Consider the following 23,946-nt stretch of genomic DNA (forward strand, 5'->3'; position numbering starts at 1 on the left):
TGAAGGAGCGGCGTATATGAGCGGCGCACGCCAAAGCGCGCTTGCAACCTTGCGCGGCCAGATCGAGCGCATCGAGACGGCGGAGGTCGTGCATCAGCAGGATCGCGTCGCGCTCGGTCATAACGAGGTCGATGGCGTGCTGAAAGGCGGGCTCGCGCGCGCGGCGATTCACGAGGTGTTTTGCGAGGGGCGCCAGGGCGCGGCCGGAACGGGCTTTGTCATGGGGCTTGCGGGGCGCGTCTCGGCGCAGCGGCCACTGCTGTGGGTGCGGCAGGATTTTTCGGAAATCGAGACCGGCGCGCTGTCGATGAGCGGGCTCGCCGAGCTCGGTCTCGATCCGCGCCGGGTGGTGATGGTGCGCGCCGCCGATGTCGAGAGCGCGCTGCGCACCTCGGCCGATGCGCTCGCTTGCGATGCGCTGGGTGCGGTCGTGCTCGAGCTCTGGGGCGATGTCAGGCAGTTCGATCTTGTGGCGAGCCGCAAGCTGACGCTGGCCGCGCAAGGCTCCGGCGTCACCGGCCTCTTGTTGCGCATGGCCGCGCAGCCGCTGCCTTCGACTGCGGAGACGCGATGGATGCTGCGCGCGGCGCATTCGCCGCCGGGCTCAGCTTCAATGCCTGCGGCGCCTTGGAGCGCCTGGGGCGCGCCACGCTTCGATGCCGAGCTCTTGCGCAATCGTCATGGCCCGTGCGGCCGGTGGATCATGGAATGGAATTGTGATGAGTGCCAGTTCAGCGAACCGTCGACGTATTCTCAGCCTGTGGCTGCCGCGCCTGCCCATCGACCGGATCCAGCGGTTCCTTGGCAGCGCCGGACTGCATAAGGCCAAAGCCAAAGCGTTTTCAAGCGAAGTGGGTACCGGTTCGCGTGAAGAAAACGCGTCAAAACAAAGAAACGAGCCGAGCATTGTCGTCCTCAAGGACAACAACGCGCTGGTGATCCATGCGCTGGACGATGCGGCGTCTCGTCTGGGTCTGCATATCGGCCAGCCGCTCGCCAATGCGCGGGCGATGTGCCCGGACTTGCGGGTGTTCGATGCCGATGTCGTGGCCGATGCCAAGACGCTCAGCGACATCGCCGACTGGTGCGACCGTTTCACGCCGCTGGTGGCGCTCGATTCGCCGCATGGGCTGTTCCTCGATATCACCGGTTGCGCGCATCTGTTCGGCGGCGAAGCGGCACTGTTGCAGACGCTGGTTCGTGCCCTTGCGCGTCAGGGCTTTGCCGTCAGCGCGGCGATCGCCGGCACGTCGGTCTGCGCGCGCACGCTGACGCGGCAGGCGACAGGCATCATCGTGGCCGATGGCGGGGAGGCGGAGGCGATCAGTTCATTTCCGGTCTCCGCGCTCGGTGCGGGCGAGGCCATCACCACCGGCCTGCGTCGCGCCGGCCTGAAGACCATCGGCGATGTCGCATCGCGCAACGCCTCCGAGATCACGGCGCGGTTCGGGGCGCGGTTCTCGACCCTGCTCGCGCATGCGCTGGGGCAGGGCGATGCGCCGATCAATCCGCGCAAGCCATTGCCCGACTATATCGTCGAGAAACGCTTTGCCGAGCCGATCGCGACCGACACCATGATCGCAATGACGCTGTCGCGGCTGGCCGACACGCTGATTGCGTCCATGGAGAAGCAGGGCAAGGGCGCGCGGCGTCTCGAAGCTGCGTTTTTCCGCACCGACGGCGTGGTGCGCGCGATCATGGTCGAGACTGGGCGTCCCGTGACGCGCAGCGCGGTCATCGACCGGCTGTTCCGCGAGCGCCTCGATGCGCTCGCCGATCCGCTCGATCCCGGTTTCGGCTTCGACATGGTGCGGCTGTCGGCGAGCCGCACCGAGATCGTGGTGCAGGAGCAGCGCGACCTCGACGCCCATGTCCACGACAATGATGAGCTTGCCGCGTTGATCGACCGCATCGCCGCGCGCATCGGAGGAAAACGTGTCGTCGTGCACCTGCCGCAGGACACTCATATCCCCGAAAGCGCGGTGCTGGCTGCGCCTGCGCAGCATCATCTCACGGCCGCGATGCAGGCCGAATGGCCGGCGCGCGTCGAGAGCGAGCCACCGCTGCGTCCCTTGCGGCTGTTCGACAAGCCGGAACCGATCAAGGTGCCGTTCGCGACCGTGCCTGATGGTCCGCCCCATCAGTTCACCTGGCGCCGCGCGCTGCACGCGGTGGTGCGGGTGGAAGGGCCCGAGCGCATCGCCATGGAATGGTGGCGGCAGGACGGCAAGCAGCTGACGCGGGACTATTTCCGCATCGAGGATGCCGAAGGCCTGCGCTTCTGGATCTTTCGCGATGGTCTTTACGAGGGCGAGGTGTTCGACGCCGACGGCAGTCCCGCGTCTCCCGGCTGGTATGTGCACGGTCTCTTCGCATGACGACGCCCGCTTATGCCGAGATCGGCATCACCACCAATTTCTCCTTCCTGCGCGGCGGATCTGATCCGCGCGCCTATGTGCATCAGGCCAGCGCCTTGGAAATTCCGGTGATCGGCATTGCCGATCACAACACGCTCGCCGGCGTGGTGCGGGCCTACAAGGAACTCGACAATGACGAGGTGCTGCACAAGCCGAAGCTGCTGATCGGCGCGCGCATCGTCTTCGTCGACGGCACACCCGATATTCTGGTTTATCCGCGCGACCGTGCGGCCTATGGCCGGCTGTGCCAGCTCCTCACCCGGGGCAAGCGCGGCGACGACATCACGCGGATCGAGAAGGGCGAGTGTCATCTCACTTTCGCCGATCTCCTGGAGTTTTCCGAAGGCCAGCTCCTGATCCTGACGCTGCCGCATCGTTTTGAGCCCGCGCAGGCGATGAATGTGCTGGCAAAGCTCAAAGCCAGCCGCGCCGACGGCGTGTGGCTGGCGGCGAGCCTGATCTATCGCGGCGACGACCGCCGGCGCCTGGCGCGGCTCGACGATCTCGCCGCCAAGGCAAAGGTGCGGTTGCTCGCGACCAACGAGGTGCTCTATCACGATTCCAGCCGCCGGCCGCTTCAGGACGTGCTGACCTGCATCCGCGAGAAGACCACGATCGAAGCTGTGGGGCGGAAGCTGGAAGCCAATGCCGAGCGCTTCCTGAAGGAACCCCGCGAGATGGCACGGCTGTTCCGCGATTTCCCCGACGCGATCGCGGAGACCATCCGCTTTGCGGACAGGATCGACTTCTCGCTCGACCAGCTCAAATACCAGTATCCCGACGAGCCGGTGCCGCCGGGCAAGACCGCGCAGGGGCATCTGGAGGATCTGACCTGGGCGGGGGTCGATAAATATTTCGGCGGCGAGATCGACGACAAGCTGCGCGCCACCCTGAAGAAAGAGCTCGCGCTGATCGCCGAGCTGAAATACGCGCACTATTTCCTCACCGTGCACGACATCGTTCACTACGCGCGCAGCCAGAACATCCTGTGCCAGGGCCGCGGCTCGGCGGCGAACTCGGCCGTCTGCTACGTGCTCGGCATCACCTCGGTCGATCCGACCAAGGTGGACCTCTTGTTCGAGCGCTTCATCTCCAAGGAGCGGCTGGAGCCGCCCGACATCGATGTCGATTTCGAGCATTCGCGGCGCGAGGAGGTGATGCAATATGTCTACCGTCGCTACGGCCGCCATCGCGCCGCGATCATCGCCACCGTCATCCACTATCGCCCGCGCAGCGCCATCCGCGATGTCGGCAAAGCGCTGGGCCTCACCGAGGACGTCACTGCCGCGCTCGCCGACACCGTTTGGGGCAGCTGGGGTAAGGGCCTCAACGACATGCAGGTCCGGCAGGCCGGGCTCGATCCGCAAAATCCCATGATCAACCTTGCGGTCGAGCTTGCGACCGAGCTGATCGAATTCCCGCGCCATCTATCCCAGCATGTCGGCGGCTATGTGCTGACCCAGGACCGGCTCGACACCTATGTGCCGATCGGCAATGCCGCGATGGACGACCGCACCTTCATCGAATGGGACAAGGACGATGTCGACGCGCTCTGCATGATGAAGGTCGACGTGCTCGCACTGGGCATGCTGACCTGCATCAGGAAATGTTTTGATCTGATCGCGGATCATAAGGGTGAGCGTTTTGTGCTGGCGAGTGTCCCGCAGGATGATCCCAGGGTTTACGACATGCTGTGCGCCGGAGAATCGCTCGGCGTGTTCCAGGTCGAGAGCCGCGCCCAGATGAACATGCTGCCGCGCCTGAAGCCGCGGACCTTCTACGATCTCGTCATTGAGGTCGCGATCGTCCGGCCGGGGCCGATCCAGGGCGACATGGTGCATCCTTATCTGCGGCGGCGGAACAGGCTGGAAAAAGTGAGCTATCCGTCTCCGTCACCCGACCACGGTGACAAGGACGAGCTTTACAATGTGTTGCACAAAACCTTGGGCGTGCCGCTGTTCCAGGAGCAGGCGATGCGGATCGCGATCGAGGCCGCGCACTTCACCTCCGAGGAGGCCAACGGCCTGCGTCGCTCGATGGCGACCTTTCGCAATGTCGGCACCATCGGTCAATACGAGGAGAAACTGATCGGCAACATGGTCGCCCGCGGCTACGACCCCAATTTCGCCAAAAGCTGCTTCGACCAGATCAAGGGCTTTGGCTCCTACGGCTTCCCGGAGAGCCATGCCGCGAGCTTCGCCCAGCTCGTCTACATCTCCTCATGGCTGAAATACCATCACCCCGACGCGTTCTGTTGTGGCCTCTTGAACTCGCAGCCGATGGGATTTTACGCCCCGGCACAGATCGTCAGCGATGCCCGCAAGAACGGTGTCGAGGTCCGCGACATCGACGTGTCCTTCAGCTTTGCGCAGAACACGCTGGAGAACACTGACGGAAAATATTGCGCCGTGCGCCTCGGCTTCCGCCAGATCGATGGATTTCACTGGCTGGATGAGGATGAGGAGAGGTTGAAGAGGGCTCAGGCCCTGCGCAAGCGAAGCGTTGATGAACATGAGTCAGGGACGCACGAACGGATGGGTTCCCTCCCCCCTTGTGGGGGAGGGTTAGGGAGAGGGGTGAGACGCACGGGCGGTGGTCGTGGCTTACCCCTTTCTCCAACTCTCCCCCACAAGGGGGGAGAGAGCCCTACCACCTCCCGGGCCGCCTTAAGTGCGGTGGAGCTCGACTGGGCCGACCGCATCATCGCAGCCCGCAACCGCCGTCCCTTCACCTCGCTGGAGGATTTCGCCCGCGACACCGGCCTGCCCAAGCGCGCGCTGATCCTGCTTGCGGATGCCGATGCGTTCCGCTCGCTCGGGCTCGACCGACGCGAGGCGCTTTGGCAGGTGCGGCGGCTGCCCGACGACGTGCCGCTGCCGCTGTTCGAGGCGGCGACCGCGCGCGAGCAGCCGGACGAAGGCGCACAGCCGCTGCCCGTGATGCCGCGTTCCGAGCAGGTGGTCGCGGACTACCAGACCATCCGGCTGTCGCTGAAGGGCCATCCGATGGAATTCTTGCGTGAGATGTTTACGCGCGAGCGCGTCGTCGCCTGCAAGGAGATCAACCATGAGAACGAGCGACGCCGCGTCCGCTGCGCCGGCGTGGTGCTGGTGCGGCAGCGGCCGGGCAGCGCCAGCGGCGTCGTGTTCATGACGCTGGAGGACGAAACCGGCATCGCCAATGTCGTGGTCTGGCCCAAGGTCATGGAGCAGTACCGCAAAGAGGTGATGGGCGCGCGCCTCATCGAGGTTCAGGGCTATATCCAGAGCAGCCCCGAAAAGGTGACGCATCTCATCGCCCAGCGCATGATCGACCGTTCGCATGATCTGGTCGGCCTCGCCAACGACGCGCTAGGCGGCAAGCATCCGGTGCCGGCAGGTGCGACCGTCGTCGAACCGCTCAACGAAGACCCCCGGGCGCTTGCGGACATGCCAGCGCAAAAAATCCGCCACCCCCGCAACGTCCGCATCCTGCCGCCGTCGCGGGATTTTCATTGAGATTGTGCAGGCTGCCGCCACGTCGTCATTGCGAGCGCAGCGAAGCAATCCAGACTGTTCCCGCTGAAAGATTCTGGATTGCTTCGCTGCGCTCGCAATGACGAGTTTGTCGAGCGATTGCGCGCCACACTCTCAATCGTCATACCCCGCGAAAGGCGGGGTATCTAGTACGCCGCGGCCCCTCGGCTCAATCACAGCCGCCTCTGGAATACTGGATCGCCCGGTCAAGCCAGGGGATGACAGCGTGCTCTAAAAATTCACCCGGTTCGAGATCGCGCCGTCCACGACGAGATTGGATCCCGTGGTGAATCCCGACACCGGGCTCGCCAGAAACACCGCCGCGGTCGCGATCTCCTGCGGCGTTGCCATGCGGCCCGTCGGATTGCGCTTCATTGCGTCGTTGTACCGCTCGGGCATGTTCTGCTCGACCATCTCCCAGACGCCGCCCTTGAAATAGACGGTGCCGGGCGAGACGACATTCACGCGGATCTTCTTCTTCGCATATTGCCGTGCCAGGCCCTTGGCCATGTGGATCAGCGCGGCCTTGATCGGGCCGTAGGAGCTAGCCGTGTCCGCCTGCGCCGCGGCGATCGACGAGACGATCACGAAGGCCGCATCGCCGCTACTGGCGCCGCTTATCTCGAGGAACGGCCGCGCGGCGTCGAACGCATGCACGGCGCCGAGCAGGTCAAGCCGGAAATTCTGCTCCCAGGACGCGGCATCGTGCCCTTGTGCCATAGCGCCGGCATTTGAGAACAGCATGTCGATGCCGCCGAGCTCCTTCGCGGCACTCTCGATCCAGCTTTTCAGTGCCGCACCGTCGGTGACATCGAGCGGGCTACCTGTGGCGCGGATTCCGCTTGCCTTCAACTCGGCGACGGTTGCCGCGACCTGATCCGCGTTGCGCGCGCACACCGCGACATTGCTGCCTTCACCGGCCAGCGTCGCCGCAATCGCCCGCCCGATGCCGCGCGTGCCGCCGAGCACGACGGCGTTCCTGCCTTTGAGACCGAGATCCATTGTTGGCTCCTTTTTGTTGGTGCTGTGCAGTGTAGCTGCTTCGGCGGGTATGCTGAACTCTCCAATTCGTCATTGCGAGCACAGCGAAGCAATCCAGACTGTTTCCGCGGATGCATTTCTGGATTGCTTCGTCGCAAGGGCTCCTCGCAATGACGCGAAGAGAGGCGGGACCTCCTCACTCCGGCGCCGCTCCCACAGGCGGGCCGCCGGGCGGGCGGTGCAGGAAGGTCAGCGAGGCATAGGCGCCGACCCAGGAGCCGGTCGCGGCGAAGGCGACATAGAAGGCGTTTTCGGTGTAGCTGATCACGGCATAGGAGGAGAGCAAATACCAGATCGCGCTCCAGGTAGCCGCCGGCACCCGCTTGCGCGCGACAACGGCCGAAGTGAACATCACATAGACCGCGTCGGTGGCCGCCGTTGCGACGAACACGGCGCCTGCGGTGAGAGGATCGATGGCGGCCATTGCATTTCCTTATGTGCTCATGGGATGGTCGTGAAAATTAAGGGAGCGAAGCGGCCATGCAAAGTCCCGCCGCTATTCTCAGGGACATCTGGACCACCGCGGGCGGCGATGCCGCCGCGCTCGATCGCGTGCGGCTGACCGGTGAGGAGCCGCAGATCCCGTCATCGTTTCGCGTCGCGGTTGCCGGCCAAACCACCATTGCCGCGGCGGGCCTCGCCGCCGCCGAGATCTGGCGGCTGCGCAGCGGGCAGATGCAGGACGTCTCTGTCGACCTGCGCCACGCCGTGGCCGAATGCCGTTCCGAGCGTTATTTGCGCCTCGACGACAAGCCGCCGCCACCGGCTTGGGACGCCATCGCCGGCGTCTACAGGACCGGCGATGGCCGCTTCGTCCGCTGCCACACCAATTTCCCGCATCACCGCGATGCCGTCTGCAAGGTGCTTGCCTGCGAGGCGGAACGCGAGCAGGTGCAGGCCGCGCTGATGCAGTGGAAGGGCGAGGATTTCGAGACCGCGGCTTACGCAGCAGGCGGCGTCGTCGCTTTGATGCGCTCTTGCGACGAATGGTCGGCGCTGCCGCAGGCGCATGCGCTCGCGCAATTGCCGCTGCTCTCGATCGAGAGGATCGGCGAAGCCCCGCCAAGGCCGTGGCCGAAAGGCGATCGTCCGCTCGCTGGCCTCCGCGTGCTCGATCTCTCCCGCGTCATCGCGGGTCCCGTCGCCGGCCGCACGCTCGCGGCGCACGGTGCCGATGTGCTCTTGGTGTCAGGGCCCGAGCTACCTGCGATTCCCTGGCTCACCATCGATACCGGCCGCGGCAAGCTCACCACCTTCATCGAGCTGAAGAGCGAGGCGGGCAGGGCGCAATTGCGCGCGCTGCTCAAGGATGCCGACATCTTCTCGCAGGGCTATCGCCCGCGCGCGCTCGCCGCGATCGGCTTTGCGCCCGAAGAGGTCGCCACGATCAGTCCCGGCATCGTCTATGTGACGCTGTCGGCCTATGGCCATGCCGGCCCCTGGGCCGAGCGGCGCGGTTTCGACTCGCTGGTGCAGACCACGACCGGCTTCAACCATGCCGAGGGAGAGGCCGCGGGTGTCGACGGTCCGAAGGAATTGCCGGCGCAGATGCTCGACCATGCCACCGGCTATCTGATGGCGTTCGGCGCGATGATGGCCAGAGCACGCCAGGCGCGCGAAGGCGGCAGTTGGCACGTCCGCGTATCGCTGGCGCAGACCGGACGCTGGCTATGGAATCTCGGCCGGCTCGAGGGCGGACTGAACACCCCGGAAATTACGGGTGAAGCTGTACATGCTGCGTTCATCGAAAGCATGTCATCTGGCTTTGGTACGTTGAAAGCGGTGCAGCATTCGGCGCTGCTGTCGAAGACGCCGGCGCAATGGAGCCGTCCGGCAATGCCACTCGGCAGCCATCCGGCACAGTGGCCGCCTCGAAGCTGACACGGGGCTGACGCGTCGCAAAATTTTAACGCAAACGGAAAGGCGCGAAGCGTTTTTTAGGTTGTTTGAAATCCTAATTCGGCACTATTAGCGCGACCGATAAGGCAGGCGTCTGCCGAGATCGTCGCAGACACGACCGGGCCCCATGGTAGTTGAAAATACCAAGCGATTGCAGGTGCTTACAAAACAGCGGGTGATCGCATCCGTAGTTTTACTAGCCCTTGCCGGCGGCGGGGCCTACGGCTTTCTACGTGCCGGCGTCAAGGAGAAGAGCCACTCCGAGATTTCCAGCCAGTCGCGCAGGAACGCGCAGACTTTCACGCCGACGCCGTCCGAGTGGGCGACGCTGACGATCGAGCCGGTCAAGGCCAGGTCCTTCCGGGCCGAATATGTCACCGAGGGCAAGGTCGCTGTCGATGAGGATCGCTCGACGCCGGTGTTCTCGCCTTATGCGGGCCGGGTCACCAAGCTGCTCGCCAAGCCGGGCGAGACCCTGACGCAAGGTCAACCGCTGTTCACAATCGAGGCCGCCGACACCGTGCAGGCCCAGAACGATTTCATCGCGGCGATGACCGCGCAGAACAAGGCGAAGTCGGCGATCGATCTTGCCGACATCCAGTTCAAGCGCGCCAAGGATCTCTATGAGGGCCACGCTATTCCGCTGAAGGACTATCAGCAGGCCGAAGCGACCCAGGTCCAGGCGCAGAACGACATGCGCTCCTCGGTGACCGCGCTGGAGGCCGCGCGCAACAAGCTGCGCATCCTCGGCTTCACCGACGAGACCATCAAGGCGTTCCAGGACAAGGGTGCGATCAATCGGGAGATCACGATCTACTCGCCGATCTCCGGCACGGTCGTGCAACGCAAGATCGGCCCGGGCCAGTACGTCAATTCCGGCGCCAGCGATCCGGTGTTCGTGATCGGCGATCTCTCGACGGTCTGGCTCACCGCCTTCGTGCGCGAGAGCGATGCGGCTGCGGTCTGCATCGGCCAGGACATCTCCGTCAACGTGATGGCGCTGCCGGGCCGCCCACTCACCGCGAAGATCAACTATGTGGCGGCGGCGATCGATCCGAGCACCCGCCGCCTCCTGGTCCGCGCCACCATCGACAACAAGGACGGCCTGCTCAAGCCGGAGATGTTCGCCAACGTCACGATCTATTCGGCCGCCGATCGTGCGGCGCCAGCGGTGCCCAAGCAGGCCCTGATCTACGAAGCCGACAAGGTCCGTCTCTGGGTCGCGCGCGAGGACAAGTCGGTCGAGCTGCGCGAAATCAAGATCGGCCTCATCAACGGCAATCTCGTCGAAGTCACGAGCAACCTGAAACCCGGCGAGCAGATCGTCGTCAAGGGCAGCCTGTTCATCGACCGCGCGGCGTCCGGCAGCTGATCGACGACCCAAGAAACTGCAGACGAAACTGAAGACAAACTGAAGACCTGAATGGATCGCCTCGTCGCCCTTGCCGTCAACCGGCGCTTCCTGATGGTCGGCATGTTCGTGGCCGTGCTGATCGGCGGCCTGATCGCGTTCAACCAGCTCAACATCGAGGCCTATCCCGACCCGACCCCGCCGATGGTCGACATCGTGACGCAGAGCCCGGGCCTGTCGGCCGAGGAAATCGAGCGCTACATCACGATCCCCATCGAGACCCAGGTCGCGGGCCTGAAGAACCTCACGACGATCCGCACCATCTCGCTCTACGGCCTCTCCGACATCAAGCTCCAGTTCTCCTTCGCCTACACCTATGACGAGGCGTTGCAGCAGGTCCTGAACCGCCTAGCGCAGCTCGCGCCGTTGCCGGGCAACGTGCAGCCGCAGATCTCGCCGCTGAGCCCGATCGGCGAAATCTTCCGCTACCGCCTGGTCGGCCCGCCGAACTACAGCGTACTCGACCTCAAGACCATCCAGGACTGGATTCTGCAGCGCCGCTTCCGCGCCGTGCCCGGTGTCATCGACGTCACCGGATGGGGCGGCAAGAGCAAGACCTACGAGCTTCAGGTCGATTTCAACAAGCTGGTCGCCAACGGCCTGACGCTGCCGCAACTGCTCCAGGCGGTCGGCAATGCGAACGTCAATGTCGGCGGCAACACCGTCAACATCGGCCAGCAGTCGGCCGTGGTGCGCGGCGTCGGCCTGATCCGCTCGATCGACGATCTCGCCAACACCATGCTCTCGCAGACCAGCGGCAACCCGGTGCTTGTCAAGGACGTCGCCACCGTCACCGTGGGACAACGTCCCCGCCTCGGCATCGCGGGCCTCGACGAGTCCGACGACATTGTGCAGGGCATCGTCCTGATGCGCCGCGGCGAGCAGAGCTCGCCGACCATCAAGCGCGTCCATCAGCTCGTCCAGACCATCAACAACTCCAGCATCCTGCCGCCCGGCGTGCGCATCGAGCGCATCTACGACCGCGGCGACCTGATCGAGCTCACCACCCACACCGTGCTGCACAACATGGTGGTCGGTATCCTGCTGATCGTGCTGTTGCAGTGGATCTTCCTCGGTGACCTCCGCAGCGCGCTGATCGTCGGCGCCACGATTCCGTTCGCGCTGTTCTTCGCGGTGATCATCCTGGTGCTGCGCGGGGAATCGGCCAACCTGTTGTCGGTCGGCGCGATCGATTTCGGCCTGATCGTCGATGCCACGGTCATCATGGTGGAGGCGATCTTCCGCCGCCTGACGCAGACGACGCCGGTGTCGGAACACGAGCATATGTCGAACGAGACGCTGTTCGGCATGAAGAGCCACGCCATCCTCAGCGCCGCGGCCGACGTCTCGCGCTCGATCTTCTTCGCCGCCGCGATCATCATCGCGGCCTTCCTGCCGCTGTTCACGCTCTCCGGCGTCGAGGGCAACATCTTCGGGCCGATGGCGCGCACCTATGCCTACGCGCTGGCCGGGGGCCTGCTTGCCACCTTCACGGTCACCCCGGCGCTCTCGGCCATCATCCTGCCTGCGCATGTCGAGGAGACCGAGACCAAAGTGATGCTGATCCTGCACCGAATCTACATGCCGGTGCTGAACTGGGCCGTGGCCAACCGCAACATCGTGCTCGGCGGCGCGGTCGGCCTCGTGGTGATGACCGTGGCGCTGGGCCGGCTGCTCGGCCTCGAATTCCTGCCCAAGCTGGAAGAGGGCAATCTCTGGATCCGCGCCACGCTGCCGCCGACCATCTCGCTCCAGGAGGGCAACAGCTACGTCAACGAGATGCGCAAGGTGATCCGGGCCCGGCCTGAGGTGGAATCCGTGGTGTCGCAGCACGGCCGCCCCGACGACGGCACCGATGCTGCCGGCTTCTTCAACGCCGAATTCTTCGCGCCGCTCAAGCCCGCAAGCCAATGGCCCGGCACACGCGACAAGGAAGAGCTGACGGCGGCACTGCTCAAGCAGCTCGATGACCGCTTCCCCGGCGTCGAGTTCAACTTCTCGCAATATCTGCAGGACAACGTCTCCGAAGCCGTCTCCGGCGTGAAGGGCGAGAATTCGATCAAGCTGTTCGGCAGCGACCTCCAGGCGCTGACCGACACCGCCAACAAGATCAAGCAGGTGCTGTCGACGGTGCAGGGCGTCACCGACCTTGCGGTGTTCACCTCGCTCGGCCAGCCGACCGTCCAGATCGACATCGACCGCGCCAAGGCCGCGCGCTACGGCCTCGCTCCCGGCGACATCAACGCCACCATCAAGGTCGCCATCGGCGGTGACACCGCGGGCGATCTCTACGAGCCGGGAAGCGACCGTCACTTCCCGATCATCGTGCGCCTTGCGCCGGAGTATCGCCGGAGCGCCGAGGCGATCCAGAACTTGCGCATCGGCGCGCCGGGGCCGAACGGCACCGTCACGCAGATCCCGCTCAGCGAAGTCGCTACCATCAGCCTCGTCTCGGGGGCTGCCTACATCTATCGCGAGCAGCAGGAACGCTATTTGCCGATCAAGTTCTCGGTACGCGAGCGCGACCTCGGCAGCGCGATCCGCGAGGCGCAGCAGAAGATCGCCGACCAGGTGCAGCTGCCTCCCGGCTCGCACATGGAATGGGTCGGCGAATTCGGTAATCTCCAGGACGCGATCCGCCGCCTGTCGATCGTGGTGCCGATCTCGCTGGCGCTGATCGGCGTTCTTCTCTGGTTCAATTTCGGCTCGATGACCGACACGCTGCTGGCGATGAGCGTGATCCCGATGGCGATCTTCGGCGGCGTGCTGGGGCTGCTGATTACCGGCACCGCATTCAGCGTGTCCGCGGCGATCGGCTTCATCGCGCTGTTCGGCATTGCCGTGATGGACGGCATCATCATCCTGTCGCAGTTCAACCAGCTCATCGAAGAGGGCATGGACCGGGTGAGCGCAGTGATCCGCACCGGCGAGCTGCAGCTTCGCCCCGTGCTGATGACATGCGTCGTCGCCGGCGTCGGCCTGTTGCCGGCGGCGCTGTCGGAGGGCATCGGCTCCCAGGTGCAGAAGCCGCTTGCGGTCGTTGTCGTCACCGGCATGATGCTGGCGCCGGTCGTGATCCTGGTGACGCTGCCGGTGCTGATCTCCTTCTTCTCCCGCCGCGCGCGCTAACGTCCCGCGCCGGTCAAAATCCGTAGAGCCGCGCCGGGTTGTCGACCAGGATCTTCTTGCGCACCTCGGCATCCGGCGCCCATACCGGAAGCTGATTGAGCAGGCGGGCGTCGTCGATCTGGTAGAGCGGCGCGATGTCGGTGGCTTTGCGTCCCTCGACACGGCTCGAATCCGGGTGCGGCCAGTCGGTGCCCCAGACGATGCGATCCGGATTCGCCGCGATCAGGGCCTGTGCGAACGGCACCATGTCCTGATAATCCGGTGCGAGCTTTGACGAGCGATAGGCGCCGGAGATCTTCACATAGGCCTTGCCGGATTTCACCAGCGCAACGAGATCGGAGAAACCCGACTGCTCCAGGCCGAGCGCGGCTTCCAGGCCGCCGAAATGGTCGAACACGACAGGTACCGGCGCGCTCTCGACGAGGTCCTTGATCGCCGAGATCATGGGAAGCGTGGTGTAGAGCTGCACGTGCCAGCCGCGCGCCTTCATGCGCTCGATAGCGGCGGTGAAGCGTGACCTGCCGACGTTGGGATCGTTGACGCCGCCGGTTGCGAGATTGAGACGCATGCCGCGGAAACCGTCCGCCTGCAGCGCATCGAGCTGCGCCTCGGTCGTCTTGTCGTCTATGACGGCGACGCCGCGCGCATTGGCGCCGCGTGCCTTCATGCCGAACAAGGTCGACGAATTGTCGGTGCCGTAGACGCTCGGGGTAACGATTACCACGCGCTCGATATGCAGCGCCTTGTGCAGGGCGGCCATTTCTTCGGGGCTTGCCGGCTCGGGCGTGTAGACGCGCCCGGCGAAGAACGGAAACTTCTCGACATCGCCATGAATGTGCGTGTGGCAGTCGCAAGCATGAGCAGGGACGTCGAAATTGACCGGCGTGGCAGGCTGCGCCGCGCGGGCGTGGGCTCTGTTGGTCATGGCTACTCCGGCGGCGAGGGAGGCAAGCAAGACGCTGCGTCGATTGAGCACGGTTTCTCTCCCTGATCTTTCTATTTGAAAGTGTGCCGGGACAGTATCACATCAGTCGGATAGTCGCTCCGCGTCGTTGCATAGCTGCCCGACAAGGTCCGCAATCGCGCGACCGAGCGTCGTCACGCCGGAGCGGAAGCTCCCATCGGATGGATACGGCGGCTTTCATCGGCACCGACCCGAGAGATTTGACGGCTACTGTCCCGAGGGCGTGCGCAGGCCGTGCCAGGCGTCGCGGACCTGCTGGTAGTGCACTTCGGGCAGATAGTCCGGCGTGTTGAGGCTCAAGGTCTTGACGTCGAGATGGCCGACGGCGCTGAGCAGCGTGTAGGAGGCGATCACGCGGTCGCGCAGCGCACCGATCAGGCGGGCCTTGGCCTGAATCAGGTCGGCCTGCGAGTTCAGCACGTCCACCGTGGTGCGTTGTCCGCCGGCGGCCTCGCGCTGCACGCCCTGGAGCGCGACCGTGGCCGCCTTCACCTCGGATTCCGAGGCCGAGACCGCGATCTTGGCGCCTTCATTGGCGACCCACGCGCTGACCGCGGCCGTGCGGGCCTGGTTGCGCACCTGGTCGAGCACCAGCCGGCTCTGTGCCGCGACCTCCTTGGCCTGCCGGGTCTGCGCGGCCGCCTGGCCGCCGTCATAGATCGGCACGGTGACATTGGCGACGACCGAGGCCTGGTCCTGGGCGAAGGTTCCGAGCGTCGGGTCGTTGTCGCGGCTCTTGCTGGCGCTGCCCTGGACGCTGGCGCTCGGCAGCAGCGCGCCCTCGGCGACGCGGATATTGGTGGAGGCGACGTCGACGTCGAAGCCTGCGGCCATCACCGCCGGGTGCTGGCGGATTGCCATCGAGAGCGCATCCTCGCGGCTCTTCGGCAGATAGCGGTCGACCACCTCGGCGGGCTTGAGCTGCGATGGCGCATTGCCGATCACTTGCGCATAGGTCGCCTGGCTGACCGCGAGCGCCACTTCGGCGGCGTTGAGGTCGGCAAGGCCGCGGTTGAGCCGGGCCTCGGCTTGGGCGCTGTCCGTCGGCGTGACGTCGCCGGCGTTGAGGCGGCGCTGGGTGACCGCAAGGGTCTCGCGCAGGAAGGCCACGTTGGAGCGCTGCGCCTCCACCAGCGACTGGTTCGCCAGCACGTTCGTATAGGCGGTGACGGCGTCGAGCAGCACGCCCTGGCCGACATTGCGCAGCGCCTCGCGGCCCGACTGGACCTGCAGCTCGGCGGCTCGCACATTGTTGGCAGTGCGGAAGCCGTTGAACAGGGTCTGCGTCACGGTGACGCCGATGACCCACGGCTTCAGATCGGCGGTCTGGATGGTGTTGTTCGGCAAAAGGTTGCGCACCGATTGCAGGCCGGCGCTGAGGCTCGCCACGAGTTGCGGCCGGTAGCCCGCGAGCGCCTGCGGCACGTTCTCGTCGGTCGCGCGCTGGCGCGCGCGCTCGGCATTGAGCTGCGGGTTGGTCTGGTAGGCTTTTGCCAATGCCTCCGGCAGGGCCTCTGCCGACGCGGCAGCGGGCAGGGCGCACGACAGCGCCAGCGTGGTCCATGTCGCAAGCACAGGACCCACGCCCGATCGACGTCGCGTCATCACGCGACCAGCTCTGGCGGTACGCCCAATCATGTAGTCCCGCTAAACCCCGGCTGTCCGCCCCCGCCGACGGTGGCCTCTTAACTGTTTAACCAGCCGAGGTCCCGCAGGCAAACCGCCGCGGGGAAAACCCCCATGTATTCCGTGCTTGTTGCAGGGGCGTCACAGCATTTTTGCAGGGAGACGGCAGAGCCTTACACCAGCCTGACCGCTCGCCCGCGTTACCGGTTCTTGTTCACCGGTTTCCGCTTCTCGATGAACGCGGCCATGCCCTCGGAGCGGTCCTCCAGCGCGAAGGTCGCGTGGAACAGGTTGCGCTCGACGCTCATGCCCTCGGCCAGCGTCGTCTCGAAGGCGCGGTTCACTGCTTCCTTGGCCATCGCGGCCGCAGGACGAGACATCGAGGCGATCTTCTCGGCCGCGGCCATGACCTCGTCCATGAGCTTGTCAGCGGGCACGATGCGGCTGACGAGGCCAGAGCGCTCGGCTTCCGCTGCATCCATCATCCGGCCGGTGAGGCAGAGATCCATCGCCTTCGACTTGCCGATGGCGCGGGTCAGGCGCTGGGTGCCGCCGATGCCGGGGATGGTGCCGAGCGTGATTTCGGGTTGACCGAATTTAGCGGTGTCGGCGGCGATGATGAAATCGCACATCATGGCGAGCTCGCAGCCGCCGCCGAGCGCATAGCCTGCAACCGCCGCAATCGTCGGTTTGCGGCAGCGCGCGATGCGGTCGCCGCCGATCGCGGCGAAGTCCTCGGAGAACATGTCGATGAAGGCCTTGGGCTGCATCTCCTTGATGTCGGCGCCGGCGGCAAAGGCCTTCTCGCTGCCGGTCACGACGATGCAGCCGATGGCGTCATCGGCCTCGAGATCGTCGACCGCCGCGGCGATCTCGCGGAAGACGCCGAAGGAGAGCGCATTGAGCATCTTCGGCCGGTTCAGCTTGATGATGCCGACCGCACCGGTGCTTTCGACGATGATGTGTTCGAACGTGCTCATGCTCCACCCACGCTTTTGATTGGGAGGGCAATGTGCCCGCTGGCGCGGTGGGCTTCAAGGGGCGAAGTTTCTGCCGGAACAGGCCGTCCGGAACAGGCGAAGCGCGCGTTCCGGACGAATCGTCAGGCAGGACGTAAGGCAACGAAATCAGGCCATGAACATCCGCGCGGCGGACGCAAGCGTCAGCAGCGTACCGACGCCGATGAAGATCTTGCCGATCAGGGAGCTCTGGTCCCAGGCCGAGCTCTGCTGGCTGCTGGCCATCACCGGCGCGGGACGCGGCTGCGCCTCGGCCGCGGCGAGCACCGCCTTTTGGCCGGGCGGATTGTCCTGTTGCAAGGCGCGGTCGAGATCGTTGGGCTGGTCGGGCTCGACGATCTGGCTCTCGGCATTCGGGGCCGCGGCATTATCGGCCGCCGCCTGGACGTTGTTGTTGGCGCGGCCGGTCATGGCGGAGGCCGCGGCTGCGGGCGGCGTATCGGCGGCGGCAAGCTGCGCATTGGCGTTGGCGACCTCCGACGGCATCTGGCTCGAAGCGGGCAAGCCGCTATCGGCCTTGTCGCCAGTCTTGGTCTCGCCAGACTTGGCCTCGCCAGACTTGGCCTCGCCGGCCTTGGCCGCGGTGTCCTTGCCCTCGGCGTTGTCGCCGGACGACTTCCGCGCCGTCTTGCTGCTGGTTCGGCGAGAAGAATGGTATCGGTGCTTGCTAGGCTTGACCGCATCGGCCTGTTTGCCGGCGCTGTCCGATTGGCTGCCCGCAGCCGAAGCCGGCGCCGCCTGTGCAGCGCTTCCGAACAGCAGGAAAAGCCCGGCAAGAAGAATCAGGGCAGCGCGCCCGCTGGCTTTCATCATGTTGACGATCTCCCCAATTCGCCCATCCCCGGACCGAACAGAGACGCCGCGAGGTGACGACAGCGGGGCAGAAAAGGGGAATCTTCGGGCCACACCGGGCCAAAAGCGGGGCAAGCCGTCCCCTCGCGGCCCGCCGCCGGGTGCGGAGGGGAACGATCGGTGTTAAGAGCCGTCGCGTATTTCCGCGGCCGCATCGGAGGCCGGCATGGCGTCGATCACGAATTCGTGATGATGCAAGCGCCGGCGTAACAAATTGAAGAAGCGGCCGAATTGCTTGGTGAGGGCGCGCGTGCGCGGACGTGAGGATGAATGGACCGGCCTGATGCGGTCGGCCATGACAGGCGATGATGCGGCGTATCATCGCCTGTTGAAGGCGGTCACGCCGGTGCTGCGCGCTGCCGCAAGGCGAGGCTTGGCCCGAGCCGGGCAGCCTCCCGATCAGGCCGAGGATATCGTGCAGGAGATACTGTTGGCGGTGCATCTGAAGCGGCACACCTGGGACAGCGAGGCGCCCTTCGCGCCCTGGCTGTTTGCGATTGCCCGCAACAAGCTGATCGATGCGCTCAGGCGACGCGGCAGGCGCGTCTTCGTCAACATCGACGATTTCGCGGAGACGCTGCCCGGCGAAGCGCCGCAAGAGACGGCTTCGGCGGGAGAGGTTAGCGCGCAGCTCGGCACGCTGCCGCAGCGCCAGCGCGATGTGTTGCAGTCGATCGCGGTCGAGGCCGCCTCGATCAAGGACACGGCGGCGAAGTTCTCGATGAGCGAAGGCGCGGTGCGTGTCGCACTGCATCGCGGCCTTGCAGCACTGACGGCCAAACTGCGGGACCAGTAGTCATGGATACCGACCAACTCATTCGCACGCTCGCCGCCGACAACGCCCATCGCGCCCCCCGCGTCGGCGCCGTGCTGACCATGGCGCTGCTGGTGGCGGCACCTTTCTCGATCCTGATCTTCGCCACCTTTCTCGGCGTGCGGCCGGACGTGATGACGGCCATGCACAACCCGTTTTTCGACACCAAGTTCGCGGTGACGCTGTCGCTCGCGATCCCCGCGATCATCGTCAGCCTGCATCTGTCGCGGCCCGAAGCCCTGCTGCGTGGCTGGGGCTGGCTGCTCCTGCTCCCCGTCGGCCTGCTTGCAGTTGCGATCGGCAGCGAGGCGATGATGGCGCCGGCCATGCCGATGACGATGCGGCTGATGGGCAAGAACTCCAGGTCTTGCCTGATGGCGATCCCCGCGATGTCGCTGCCGCTGCTTGCGGGCGCGCTGTTCGGCCTGCGCCACGGCGCCCCGTCGCGCCCTGCGCTCGCCGGTGCCCTTGCCGGCCTGGTCGCGGCGGGGCTTGCCGCGACGCTCTACGCCTCGCACTGCACCGACGACTCGCCGCTGTTCGTCGCGACCTGGTACACCATCGCGACCGCGGCGGTGACAGCGATCGGCGCGGCTGTCGGATCGAGGGTTTTGCGGTATTAAACCCGGCGGCATCACGCCGCCGGCGTCGCGCTCTGCATGCGGTGGAAGCGCAGGACCTGCTGTGCGGTCGATGAGCGCAGGCTCTCGTAGCTGTCGCGCAGCGCCAGCATGTCGGCCGGCGAGCCGCCCGAAAGCTTCTCGCGCATGGCGATGATCGCGCGCACGCTCGGCCATTGCATGCCCGCGGCCTTGGCGAGGATCATCACGCCCTCGGTTCGGCTTTCGATCATCATGGTCTCGGCGGTCTCGACCGCAACGCCCGCGAGCGCCGCGAGCCCGGCATTGGTCTCGTCGAACTTGCCCTGTTCGGCGAAGCTTGCGATCTCAAGTTCGTTGAGACGACCGTCCTCGTGCAGCGACTTCACCAGCGCGCGCGCCATCTCGGTCTGCCTGGTCATGGCGGCGGCGCGGATCCGCTGGGCCGCCTCCTGCACCACGCTCGACACCTCGTCCGCGAGCTCCGGATGCGCGGCCTGGAGCTTCCTGCGCACGCTCAAGGAGGCCTTCGCAACCAGCCTCAGGTAGTGATGGCGCGGCAGGTCGGGCCGCAGGCCGATGCAGCTGGCGAGGTCGTCGTCGCGTTCGGAGCGCGTGACGAGGTCGGTGAGACTCTCCTCGGAGAGCCGTGCGCCCGGATTCCTGACGGTTGATTGCACGACGTCCTCGTTGCCGCGTGTCACCAGCACGTCGGTCAGCGCTTCCGACAGCACCCGCCGCAGCGATATCGCCTTCAGATGGGCCTGGCCCTGCGTGCGCGCGATCTCGATCAGGGTGGCTTCGTCCAGCCGCTCCGATTGCGACAGAACGGGTCCTGCGACCTCGATGACTTCGTCGAGTGCGAGCGTGCGGATGATCTTCGGCGGCGCGGCCGCGATCGGCGCGAGGCGGTCGGCAAGCAGCGCCTTGGCCGATGTCTCGATCTGCTCGATCAGGCACTCGAACACATCGTCGAACACGCGGATGTGGTCGTCGGAATAATCCACCGCGTTGCCCACGAAGAGATCGGTGACGCGGCGCAGCGTTTCGACCCGGCGCGCAACGGTGCCGTGCGAGAGTGCAGCCTGCAATTCCTCGAGCAGATTCTCGGATGATTTCTCGGGTTTGGATCTCATTGCCCTGTCCTGGAGCGTTTGGTCCGGCGGCCTCTGGCGCACCGGGAGAAAATGGATTGGTCAGTTCGTTGCGATGCGGTTGCGCCCTTGCGCCTTGGCGGAATAAAGCGCGCTGTCGGCGCGCGCGAGAAAGGTGTCGGCAGTATCAACGTCGCGGAGCGTCACGACGCCCGCTGAAATCGTCACCAGCATGCCCGGAGAAAATGCGCTCCAATCGAGGTCGGCGACGACGCGGCGCAGGCGCTCGAGCATGCGCGAGGCGGCGTCGCCGTCGGTGTCCGGCAGCAGCAGCAGGAACTCCTCGCCGCCGTAGCGGCCGAAGCTGTCGGCCGGGCGGATGTTGGCGAAAATGGTAATCGCGAAGGTGCGCAGTACCTCGTCGCCGACGGGATGGCCATGAGCGTCGTTGATGCGCTTGAACCAGTCGAGGTCGATCAGCGCGATCGCGCAGGGCGTCGATGTCCGCCTCGACTTTTCGATCTCGGTGTCGAGCAGCCGCATGATGCAGCGGCGGTTATAGGAGCCGGTCAGCTCGTCGAGCTCGGCCAGCTCCTCGATGCGCCGATAGGCGGCCTTCAGCTCGATGCTGCGCCGGTACAGGATCTTGCGCAGCGTGGCGCCGAACAAGCCGAGGAAGGCGCACTGGCCGATCACCAGCACGAAGCACAGCATCGAGGCGGTCCGCTGCAGCCTGGTCGCAACAGGCATCCCGATCGGCAGGTCGGAGGCGAGGAACACGGCGGCAAGGCCGGCGGTCGCAAGGGCCCAGGTCAGCATCGCCTGGGGCGAGGTCATGCGCAGCGTGCCGAAAGCGAAGATCAGGAACAGCACGCAGATGAAGGCGATGCCGATGGTCGGGGCCGACAGCAGGAACACGAATTGCAGCGCCATGTGCGCCGAGATCTGGAAGACGGTGAGATAGTGGTCGCTGAATTTGTCGCCGACGCCGGCTTCTGACAGCACGGTGAAGGTGCCGATGATCAGTAGGCCGCCGACCCAGAACAACGAGGCAATGTCGATCGAGATCACACCGTCATGGGCATAGAGCAGGAGGACGGAGGCGCCGAGCGAGTAGCTCGCCACCTGGCCGATATACATCTGGCGGCGCTGCCAGGCCCGGCGCGCCCGGACCTCCGGCGCCGCTGCCTCGGGCATGAGGACGAGATCCGCGACCTCAGCGGCATTCCTCTCGGGCAGCGACGTCGCGACCGTGTTCATGGTCCCGCCAATGGTGGATGTCAGCCCAAAAATCTAAGTGGCAAGCCTTTAGGTTTGGTATCCTTGGAAATCGAATCCGAAGCGTGCAGCGCAGAACAGGATCACATTGGCCGGACGGGGGGATTTGCCGGCGATTAGGCATCGTTTGCGATGCGGTCGAGCCGAAGCGGGGGTTCGTGAGACATACGTCGTGCAGGACTGCTATGGAACCGGACTTGATTAGCCCGCCCGTGCCGGGCAGGCGGTCCCCAGGAAAGTGTTTCAGTATTATGTTACCGATCTGGACTGAGGCGGNCCCGCCACGGGCGGGGCAGAAAAAGCGCATGTATGTGGGGCAGATCACATGGGTTCCGGTGTGACTGCGGTAGGTTGAACAATTTTGCACCTCCCGTCGAACCCTCCGCCGCATCGACCCGACCAACCTTGCGAGACGGGCTTTGAGCGTGACACAGGCGGCTTCGGACGAGGTCCTGATCGCCAGGATCGCACAAGGTGACCGGCTCGCCATGCAGGTGCTGTACGGGCGGCACCATGTCAGGGTCTACAGGTTCGGGCTGAGGCTCGTGCGGGACGAGCAGGCGGCGGAAGACCTCATCAGCGAGGTTTTTCTCGACGTCTGGCGTCAAGCCGGCAAGTTCGAGGGCCGATCCGCCGTTTCCACCTGGCTGCTGGCAATCACCCGATTCAAGGCCCTCTCGGCGCTCCGGCGCAGGAAGGATTTTGAACTGGACGAGGACGCCGCGAACGCGATCGAGGACCAGTCCGACGATCCGGAAACGGTGGTGCAGAAGAAGGATACCAGTGCGGCGTTGCGGGAGTGTCTGACGGGCCTCTCGCCGGAACATCGGGAAATCGTCGATCTCGTCTACTACCACGAGAAATCCGTGGAAGAAGTCGCCGAAATCGTCGGGATACCGGAAAACACTGTGAAGACGCGCTTGTTCTATGCGCGCAAGAAACTGGCCGAACTGCTGAAAGCAGCCGGCGTTGAGCGAGGCTGGCCATGATGGCTTTGAGCAAGAAGATGCTGGAGCAAGAGCCCAGTGAAATTGAACTGCTGCTGCCCTGGCACGCCGCCGGCACGCTGAACGCGCGCGATGCCCGCCGCGTCGAGGAAGCGCTGGCGCGCGACCCGGAGCTGGCCAGGCAGTATGCCGCGATCCGCGGCGAGTATGAAGAGACCATCCATCTGAACGAGAGCCTGGGCGCTCCGTCGGCGCGCGCGATGCAGAAGCTGTTCGCCGCGATCGACGCCGAGCCGGCGCGTGCTGTCGGCTCGCTGCCGCTGTCGGCGCGCATTGCGACCTTCTTCGCGAGCTTGTCGCCGCGGACGCTCGCCTGGTCGGCGAGCCTGGGCGCCATCGCGCTGCTGCTGCAGGCCGGCATCATCGGCGCGGTGCTGATGAAGACCCAGACCGCGACCTTCCAGACCGCCTCGCTCTCGACCGGCGCGCCGATCACGCGCGAGCTCGGGGCATCCGCAGCGCCGGCCCGCGCGCTGGTGCGCTTCACGCCCGAGGCCCGGGTTGCCGACATCACCGCATTGCTCGACAGCTACCAGGCGTCCATCATCGGCGATGCCAAGGGTGGCATGTTCCGCCTCCAGTTCGACAAGGCGATGAGCCAGGACGAACTCGCCTCGCTGCTCGCCAGGATGCAGCGCGAGAAGTTCGTCAACCTCGCCGTCGCGGCGCCGTAAGGCGCCTCTGATCCGATGACGCGCAAGTCCGAGAGTAAGTTGCGGGCCGGGGCCTACGCCTCGTCGGTCGGGGCCGCGGTGCTGCTCGCCGCCTGCCTCGGCGTCGAGGTCGCGCAGGCGCAGGCGATCATGCGCACGCCCACCATCAGCGTCCCCTCGCGCACGCCCACGATCTCTCCCAGCATTGCCGCGCGGGCGGTGAGCATCGACCGCGGCTCGCGCCCGATGACGACCGCCCGGATCCCTTCGCCGCGGATCGGGTCGACGCCGGTGCTGCCCTATGCGCGCTACTCGCCCAACCTCTACCCGAGCTGCTCGGCGCCCTATCGCGATGCCGACGGCGAATGCCTGGCGCAGCCGAACGCTGGCGGCGAGGGCAGCGGAAAATCGGGCAAGAAGGCTGCCAGCAAGGGCCGCGGCAACAACACGCCGGTTGCGGTGAACCAGCGCTTCTTCGGAGGCGAATTCGTCGCCGAGATCGACGGCGCCCTGTCGGTGACGGAGGCCGACGAGCTTGCGCGCCGCCATGGCCTTGCGCGCGTGGCATCCGAGAATTTTCCGCTGATCGGGGCGACGTTCGGCCTGTTCCGCATCACCGACGGCCGGC

General features: G+C 65.5%; 19 protein-coding genes and 1 pseudogene. 11 read left to right on the forward strand and 9 right to left on the reverse strand.

Annotated elements, in window-relative coordinates:
• Positions 1–16: 16 nt before the first annotated feature.
• From A5906_RS18165 to A5906_RS18175, 3 genes are read left to right on the forward strand one after another with little or no spacing between them, the layout of a single operon-like run.
• Complete coding sequence (locus tag A5906_RS18165) at positions 17–823, forward strand: ImuA family protein (RefSeq protein ID WP_080136751.1); 807 nt, start codon at positions 17–19, stop codon at positions 821–823.
• Positions 720–2,378: a Y-family DNA polymerase gene (locus tag A5906_RS18170; RefSeq protein WP_080136752.1), complete on the forward strand. Its 1,659-nt coding sequence runs from the start codon at positions 720–722 to the stop codon at positions 2,376–2,378. The genes A5906_RS18165 and A5906_RS18170 overlap by 104 nt, the downstream gene beginning before the upstream one ends.
• Entirely contained in the window at positions 2,375–5,914 is a 3,540-nt protein-coding gene (locus A5906_RS18175) for an error-prone DNA polymerase (RefSeq protein WP_080136753.1), read from the forward strand. Before A5906_RS18170 ends, A5906_RS18175 begins: the two co-directional genes overlap by 4 nt.
• A 249-nt stretch (positions 5,915–6,163) precedes the next feature.
• On the opposite strand, the gene A5906_RS18180 is transcribed toward A5906_RS18175, so the two are convergent.
• Positions 6,164–6,934 (reverse strand): SDR family NAD(P)-dependent oxidoreductase, encoded by a 771-nt coding sequence (locus A5906_RS18180; RefSeq protein WP_080136754.1) that lies wholly within the window; start codon positions 6,932–6,934, stop codon positions 6,164–6,166.
• Positions 6,935–7,109: 175 nt separating this feature from the next.
• Complete coding sequence (locus A5906_RS18185; protein ID WP_080136755.1) at positions 7,110–7,397, reverse strand: hypothetical protein; 288 nt, start codon at positions 7,395–7,397, stop codon at positions 7,110–7,112.
• Positions 7,398–7,453: 56 nt separating this feature from the next.
• Here A5906_RS18185 and A5906_RS18190 point away from each other — a divergent pair, with 56 nt between their 5' ends.
• The 3 genes from A5906_RS18190 (at position 7,454) to A5906_RS18200 (ending at position 13,412) form a co-directional block, all read left to right on the forward strand.
• Positions 7,454–8,854, forward strand: coding sequence for a CoA transferase (locus A5906_RS18190; protein WP_080136756.1), 1,401 nt, complete (start codon positions 7,454–7,456; stop codon positions 8,852–8,854).
• A 145-nt stretch (positions 8,855–8,999) separates the two neighbouring features.
• Entirely contained in the window at positions 9,000–10,244 is a 1,245-nt protein-coding gene (locus A5906_RS18195) for an efflux RND transporter periplasmic adaptor subunit (RefSeq protein ID WP_080136757.1), read from the forward strand.
• Between the two features lie 51 nt (positions 10,245–10,295).
• A complete protein-coding gene (locus A5906_RS18200; protein WP_080136758.1) occupies positions 10,296–13,412 on the forward strand; it encodes an efflux RND transporter permease subunit in 3,117 nt (1,038 codons plus the stop codon).
• A gap of 13 nt (positions 13,413–13,425) precedes the next feature.
• Here A5906_RS18200 and A5906_RS18205 read toward each other — a convergent pair whose 3' ends face one another.
• The 5 genes from A5906_RS18205 to A5906_RS43080 form a co-directional block, all read right to left on the reverse strand.
• Positions 13,426–14,388 (reverse strand): amidohydrolase family protein, encoded by a 963-nt coding sequence (locus A5906_RS18205; RefSeq protein ID WP_080136759.1) that lies wholly within the window; start codon positions 14,386–14,388, stop codon positions 13,426–13,428.
• 195 nt (positions 14,389–14,583) lie between these two features.
• Positions 14,584–15,981: a TolC family outer membrane protein gene (locus A5906_RS18210; RefSeq protein WP_080136760.1), complete on the reverse strand. Its 1,398-nt coding sequence runs from the start codon at positions 15,979–15,981 to the stop codon at positions 14,584–14,586.
• 221 nt (positions 15,982–16,202) lie between these two features.
• The gene (locus tag A5906_RS18215) at positions 16,203–16,982 is read right to left on the reverse strand and encodes an enoyl-CoA hydratase (protein ID WP_080136761.1); all 780 of its coding nucleotides are present in this window, start codon (positions 16,980–16,982) and stop codon (positions 16,203–16,205) included.
• A gap of 147 nt (positions 16,983–17,129) precedes the next feature.
• Complete coding sequence (locus tag A5906_RS18220; RefSeq protein WP_080136762.1) at positions 17,130–17,834, reverse strand: hypothetical protein; 705 nt, start codon at positions 17,832–17,834, stop codon at positions 17,130–17,132.
• A gap of 162 nt (positions 17,835–17,996) precedes the next feature.
• Positions 17,997–18,170, reverse strand: a complete 174-nt coding sequence (locus A5906_RS43080; protein WP_167523642.1) for a hypothetical protein — start codon at positions 18,168–18,170, stop codon at positions 17,997–17,999.
• On the opposite strand from A5906_RS43080, the gene A5906_RS18225 reads away from it, so the two are divergent.
• Together A5906_RS18225 and A5906_RS18230 are read left to right on the forward strand one after the other, a co-directional pair.
• Positions 18,124–18,669, forward strand: a complete 546-nt coding sequence (locus A5906_RS18225; RefSeq protein ID WP_080136763.1) for a sigma-70 family RNA polymerase sigma factor — start codon at positions 18,124–18,126, stop codon at positions 18,667–18,669. The genes A5906_RS43080 and A5906_RS18225 overlap by 47 nt on opposite strands.
• A gap of 2 nt (positions 18,670–18,671) precedes the next feature.
• Positions 18,672–19,310: an NrsF family protein gene (locus A5906_RS18230; RefSeq protein WP_080136764.1), complete on the forward strand. Its 639-nt coding sequence runs from the start codon at positions 18,672–18,674 to the stop codon at positions 19,308–19,310.
• An 11-nt stretch (positions 19,311–19,321) separates the two neighbouring features.
• Here the strand turns inward: A5906_RS18230 and A5906_RS18235 are convergent, their stop codons facing one another.
• Together A5906_RS18235 and A5906_RS18240 are read right to left on the reverse strand one after the other, a co-directional pair.
• Positions 19,322–20,422, reverse strand: coding sequence for a DUF2336 domain-containing protein (locus A5906_RS18235; protein WP_080136765.1), 1,101 nt, complete (start codon positions 20,420–20,422; stop codon positions 19,322–19,324).
• 60 nt (positions 20,423–20,482) lie between these two features.
• A complete protein-coding gene (locus A5906_RS18240; RefSeq protein ID WP_080136766.1) occupies positions 20,483–21,640 on the reverse strand; it encodes a GGDEF domain-containing protein in 1,158 nt (385 codons plus the stop codon).
• A 437-nt stretch (positions 21,641–22,077) separates the two neighbouring features.
• Between A5906_RS18240 and A5906_RS18245 the strand changes: the two genes are divergently transcribed.
• The 3 genes and pseudogenes from A5906_RS18245 to A5906_RS44580 all read left to right on the forward strand — a co-directional run.
• Entirely contained in the window at positions 22,078–22,647 is a 570-nt protein-coding gene (locus tag A5906_RS18245) for a sigma-70 family RNA polymerase sigma factor (protein ID WP_018647974.1), read from the forward strand.
• A complete protein-coding gene (locus A5906_RS18250; protein WP_080136767.1) occupies positions 22,644–23,339 on the forward strand; it encodes a hypothetical protein in 696 nt (231 codons plus the stop codon). The genes A5906_RS18245 and A5906_RS18250 overlap by 4 nt, the downstream gene beginning before the upstream one ends.
• A gap of 15 nt (positions 23,340–23,354) precedes the next feature.
• A pseudogene (locus A5906_RS44580) lies at positions 23,355–23,946 on the forward strand (S8 family serine peptidase); the annotation flags it as partial.

The organism is Bradyrhizobium sacchari (genome assembly GCF_002068095.1).
GTDB classification, from domain to species: domain Bacteria; phylum Pseudomonadota; class Alphaproteobacteria; order Rhizobiales; family Xanthobacteraceae; genus Bradyrhizobium; species Bradyrhizobium sacchari.

Excerpts from the sequence above, each read along its gene's own strand:
- A5906_RS18185 (WP_080136755.1), bottom strand. The coding sequence starts at position 7,397 with ATGGCCGCCATCGATCCTCTCACCGCAGGCGCCGTGTTCGTCGCAACG.
- A5906_RS18190 (WP_080136756.1), top strand. The coding sequence starts at position 7,454 with ATGCAAAGTCCCGCCGCTATTCTCAGGGACATCTGGACCACCGCGGGC.
- A5906_RS18195 (WP_080136757.1), top strand. The coding sequence starts at position 9,000 with ATGGTAGTTGAAAATACCAAGCGATTGCAGGTGCTTACAAAACAGCGG.
- A5906_RS18180 (WP_080136754.1), bottom strand. The coding sequence starts at position 6,934 with ATGGATCTCGGTCTCAAAGGCAGGAACGCCGTCGTGCTCGGCGGCACG.
- A5906_RS18200 (WP_080136758.1), top strand. The coding sequence starts at position 10,296 with ATGGATCGCCTCGTCGCCCTTGCCGTCAACCGGCGCTTCCTGATGGTC.
- A5906_RS18210 (WP_080136760.1), bottom strand. The coding sequence starts at position 15,981 with ATGACGCGACGTCGATCGGGCGTGGGTCCTGTGCTTGCGACATGGACC.
- A5906_RS18220 (WP_080136762.1), bottom strand. The coding sequence starts at position 17,834 with ATGATGAAAGCCAGCGGGCGCGCTGCCCTGATTCTTCTTGCCGGGCTT.
- A5906_RS18175 (WP_080136753.1), top strand. The coding sequence starts at position 2,375 with ATGACGACGCCCGCTTATGCCGAGATCGGCATCACCACCAATTTCTCC.
- A5906_RS43080 (WP_167523642.1), bottom strand. The coding sequence starts at position 18,170 with ATGGCCGACCGCATCAGGCCGGTCCATTCATCCTCACGTCCGCGCACG.
- A5906_RS18170 (WP_080136752.1), top strand. The coding sequence starts at position 720 with ATGAGTGCCAGTTCAGCGAACCGTCGACGTATTCTCAGCCTGTGGCTG.
- A5906_RS18230 (WP_080136764.1), top strand. The coding sequence starts at position 18,672 with ATGGATACCGACCAACTCATTCGCACGCTCGCCGCCGACAACGCCCAT.
- A5906_RS18240 (WP_080136766.1), bottom strand. The coding sequence starts at position 21,640 with ATGAACACGGTCGCGACGTCGCTGCCCGAGAGGAATGCCGCTGAGGTC.
- A5906_RS18165 (WP_080136751.1), top strand. The coding sequence starts at position 17 with ATGAGCGGCGCACGCCAAAGCGCGCTTGCAACCTTGCGCGGCCAGATC.
- A5906_RS18215 (WP_080136761.1), bottom strand. The coding sequence starts at position 16,982 with ATGAGCACGTTCGAACACATCATCGTCGAAAGCACCGGTGCGGTCGGC.
- A5906_RS18250 (WP_080136767.1), top strand. The coding sequence starts at position 22,644 with ATGATGGCTTTGAGCAAGAAGATGCTGGAGCAAGAGCCCAGTGAAATT.
- A5906_RS18235 (WP_080136765.1), bottom strand. The coding sequence starts at position 20,422 with ATGAGATCCAAACCCGAGAAATCATCCGAGAATCTGCTCGAGGAATTG.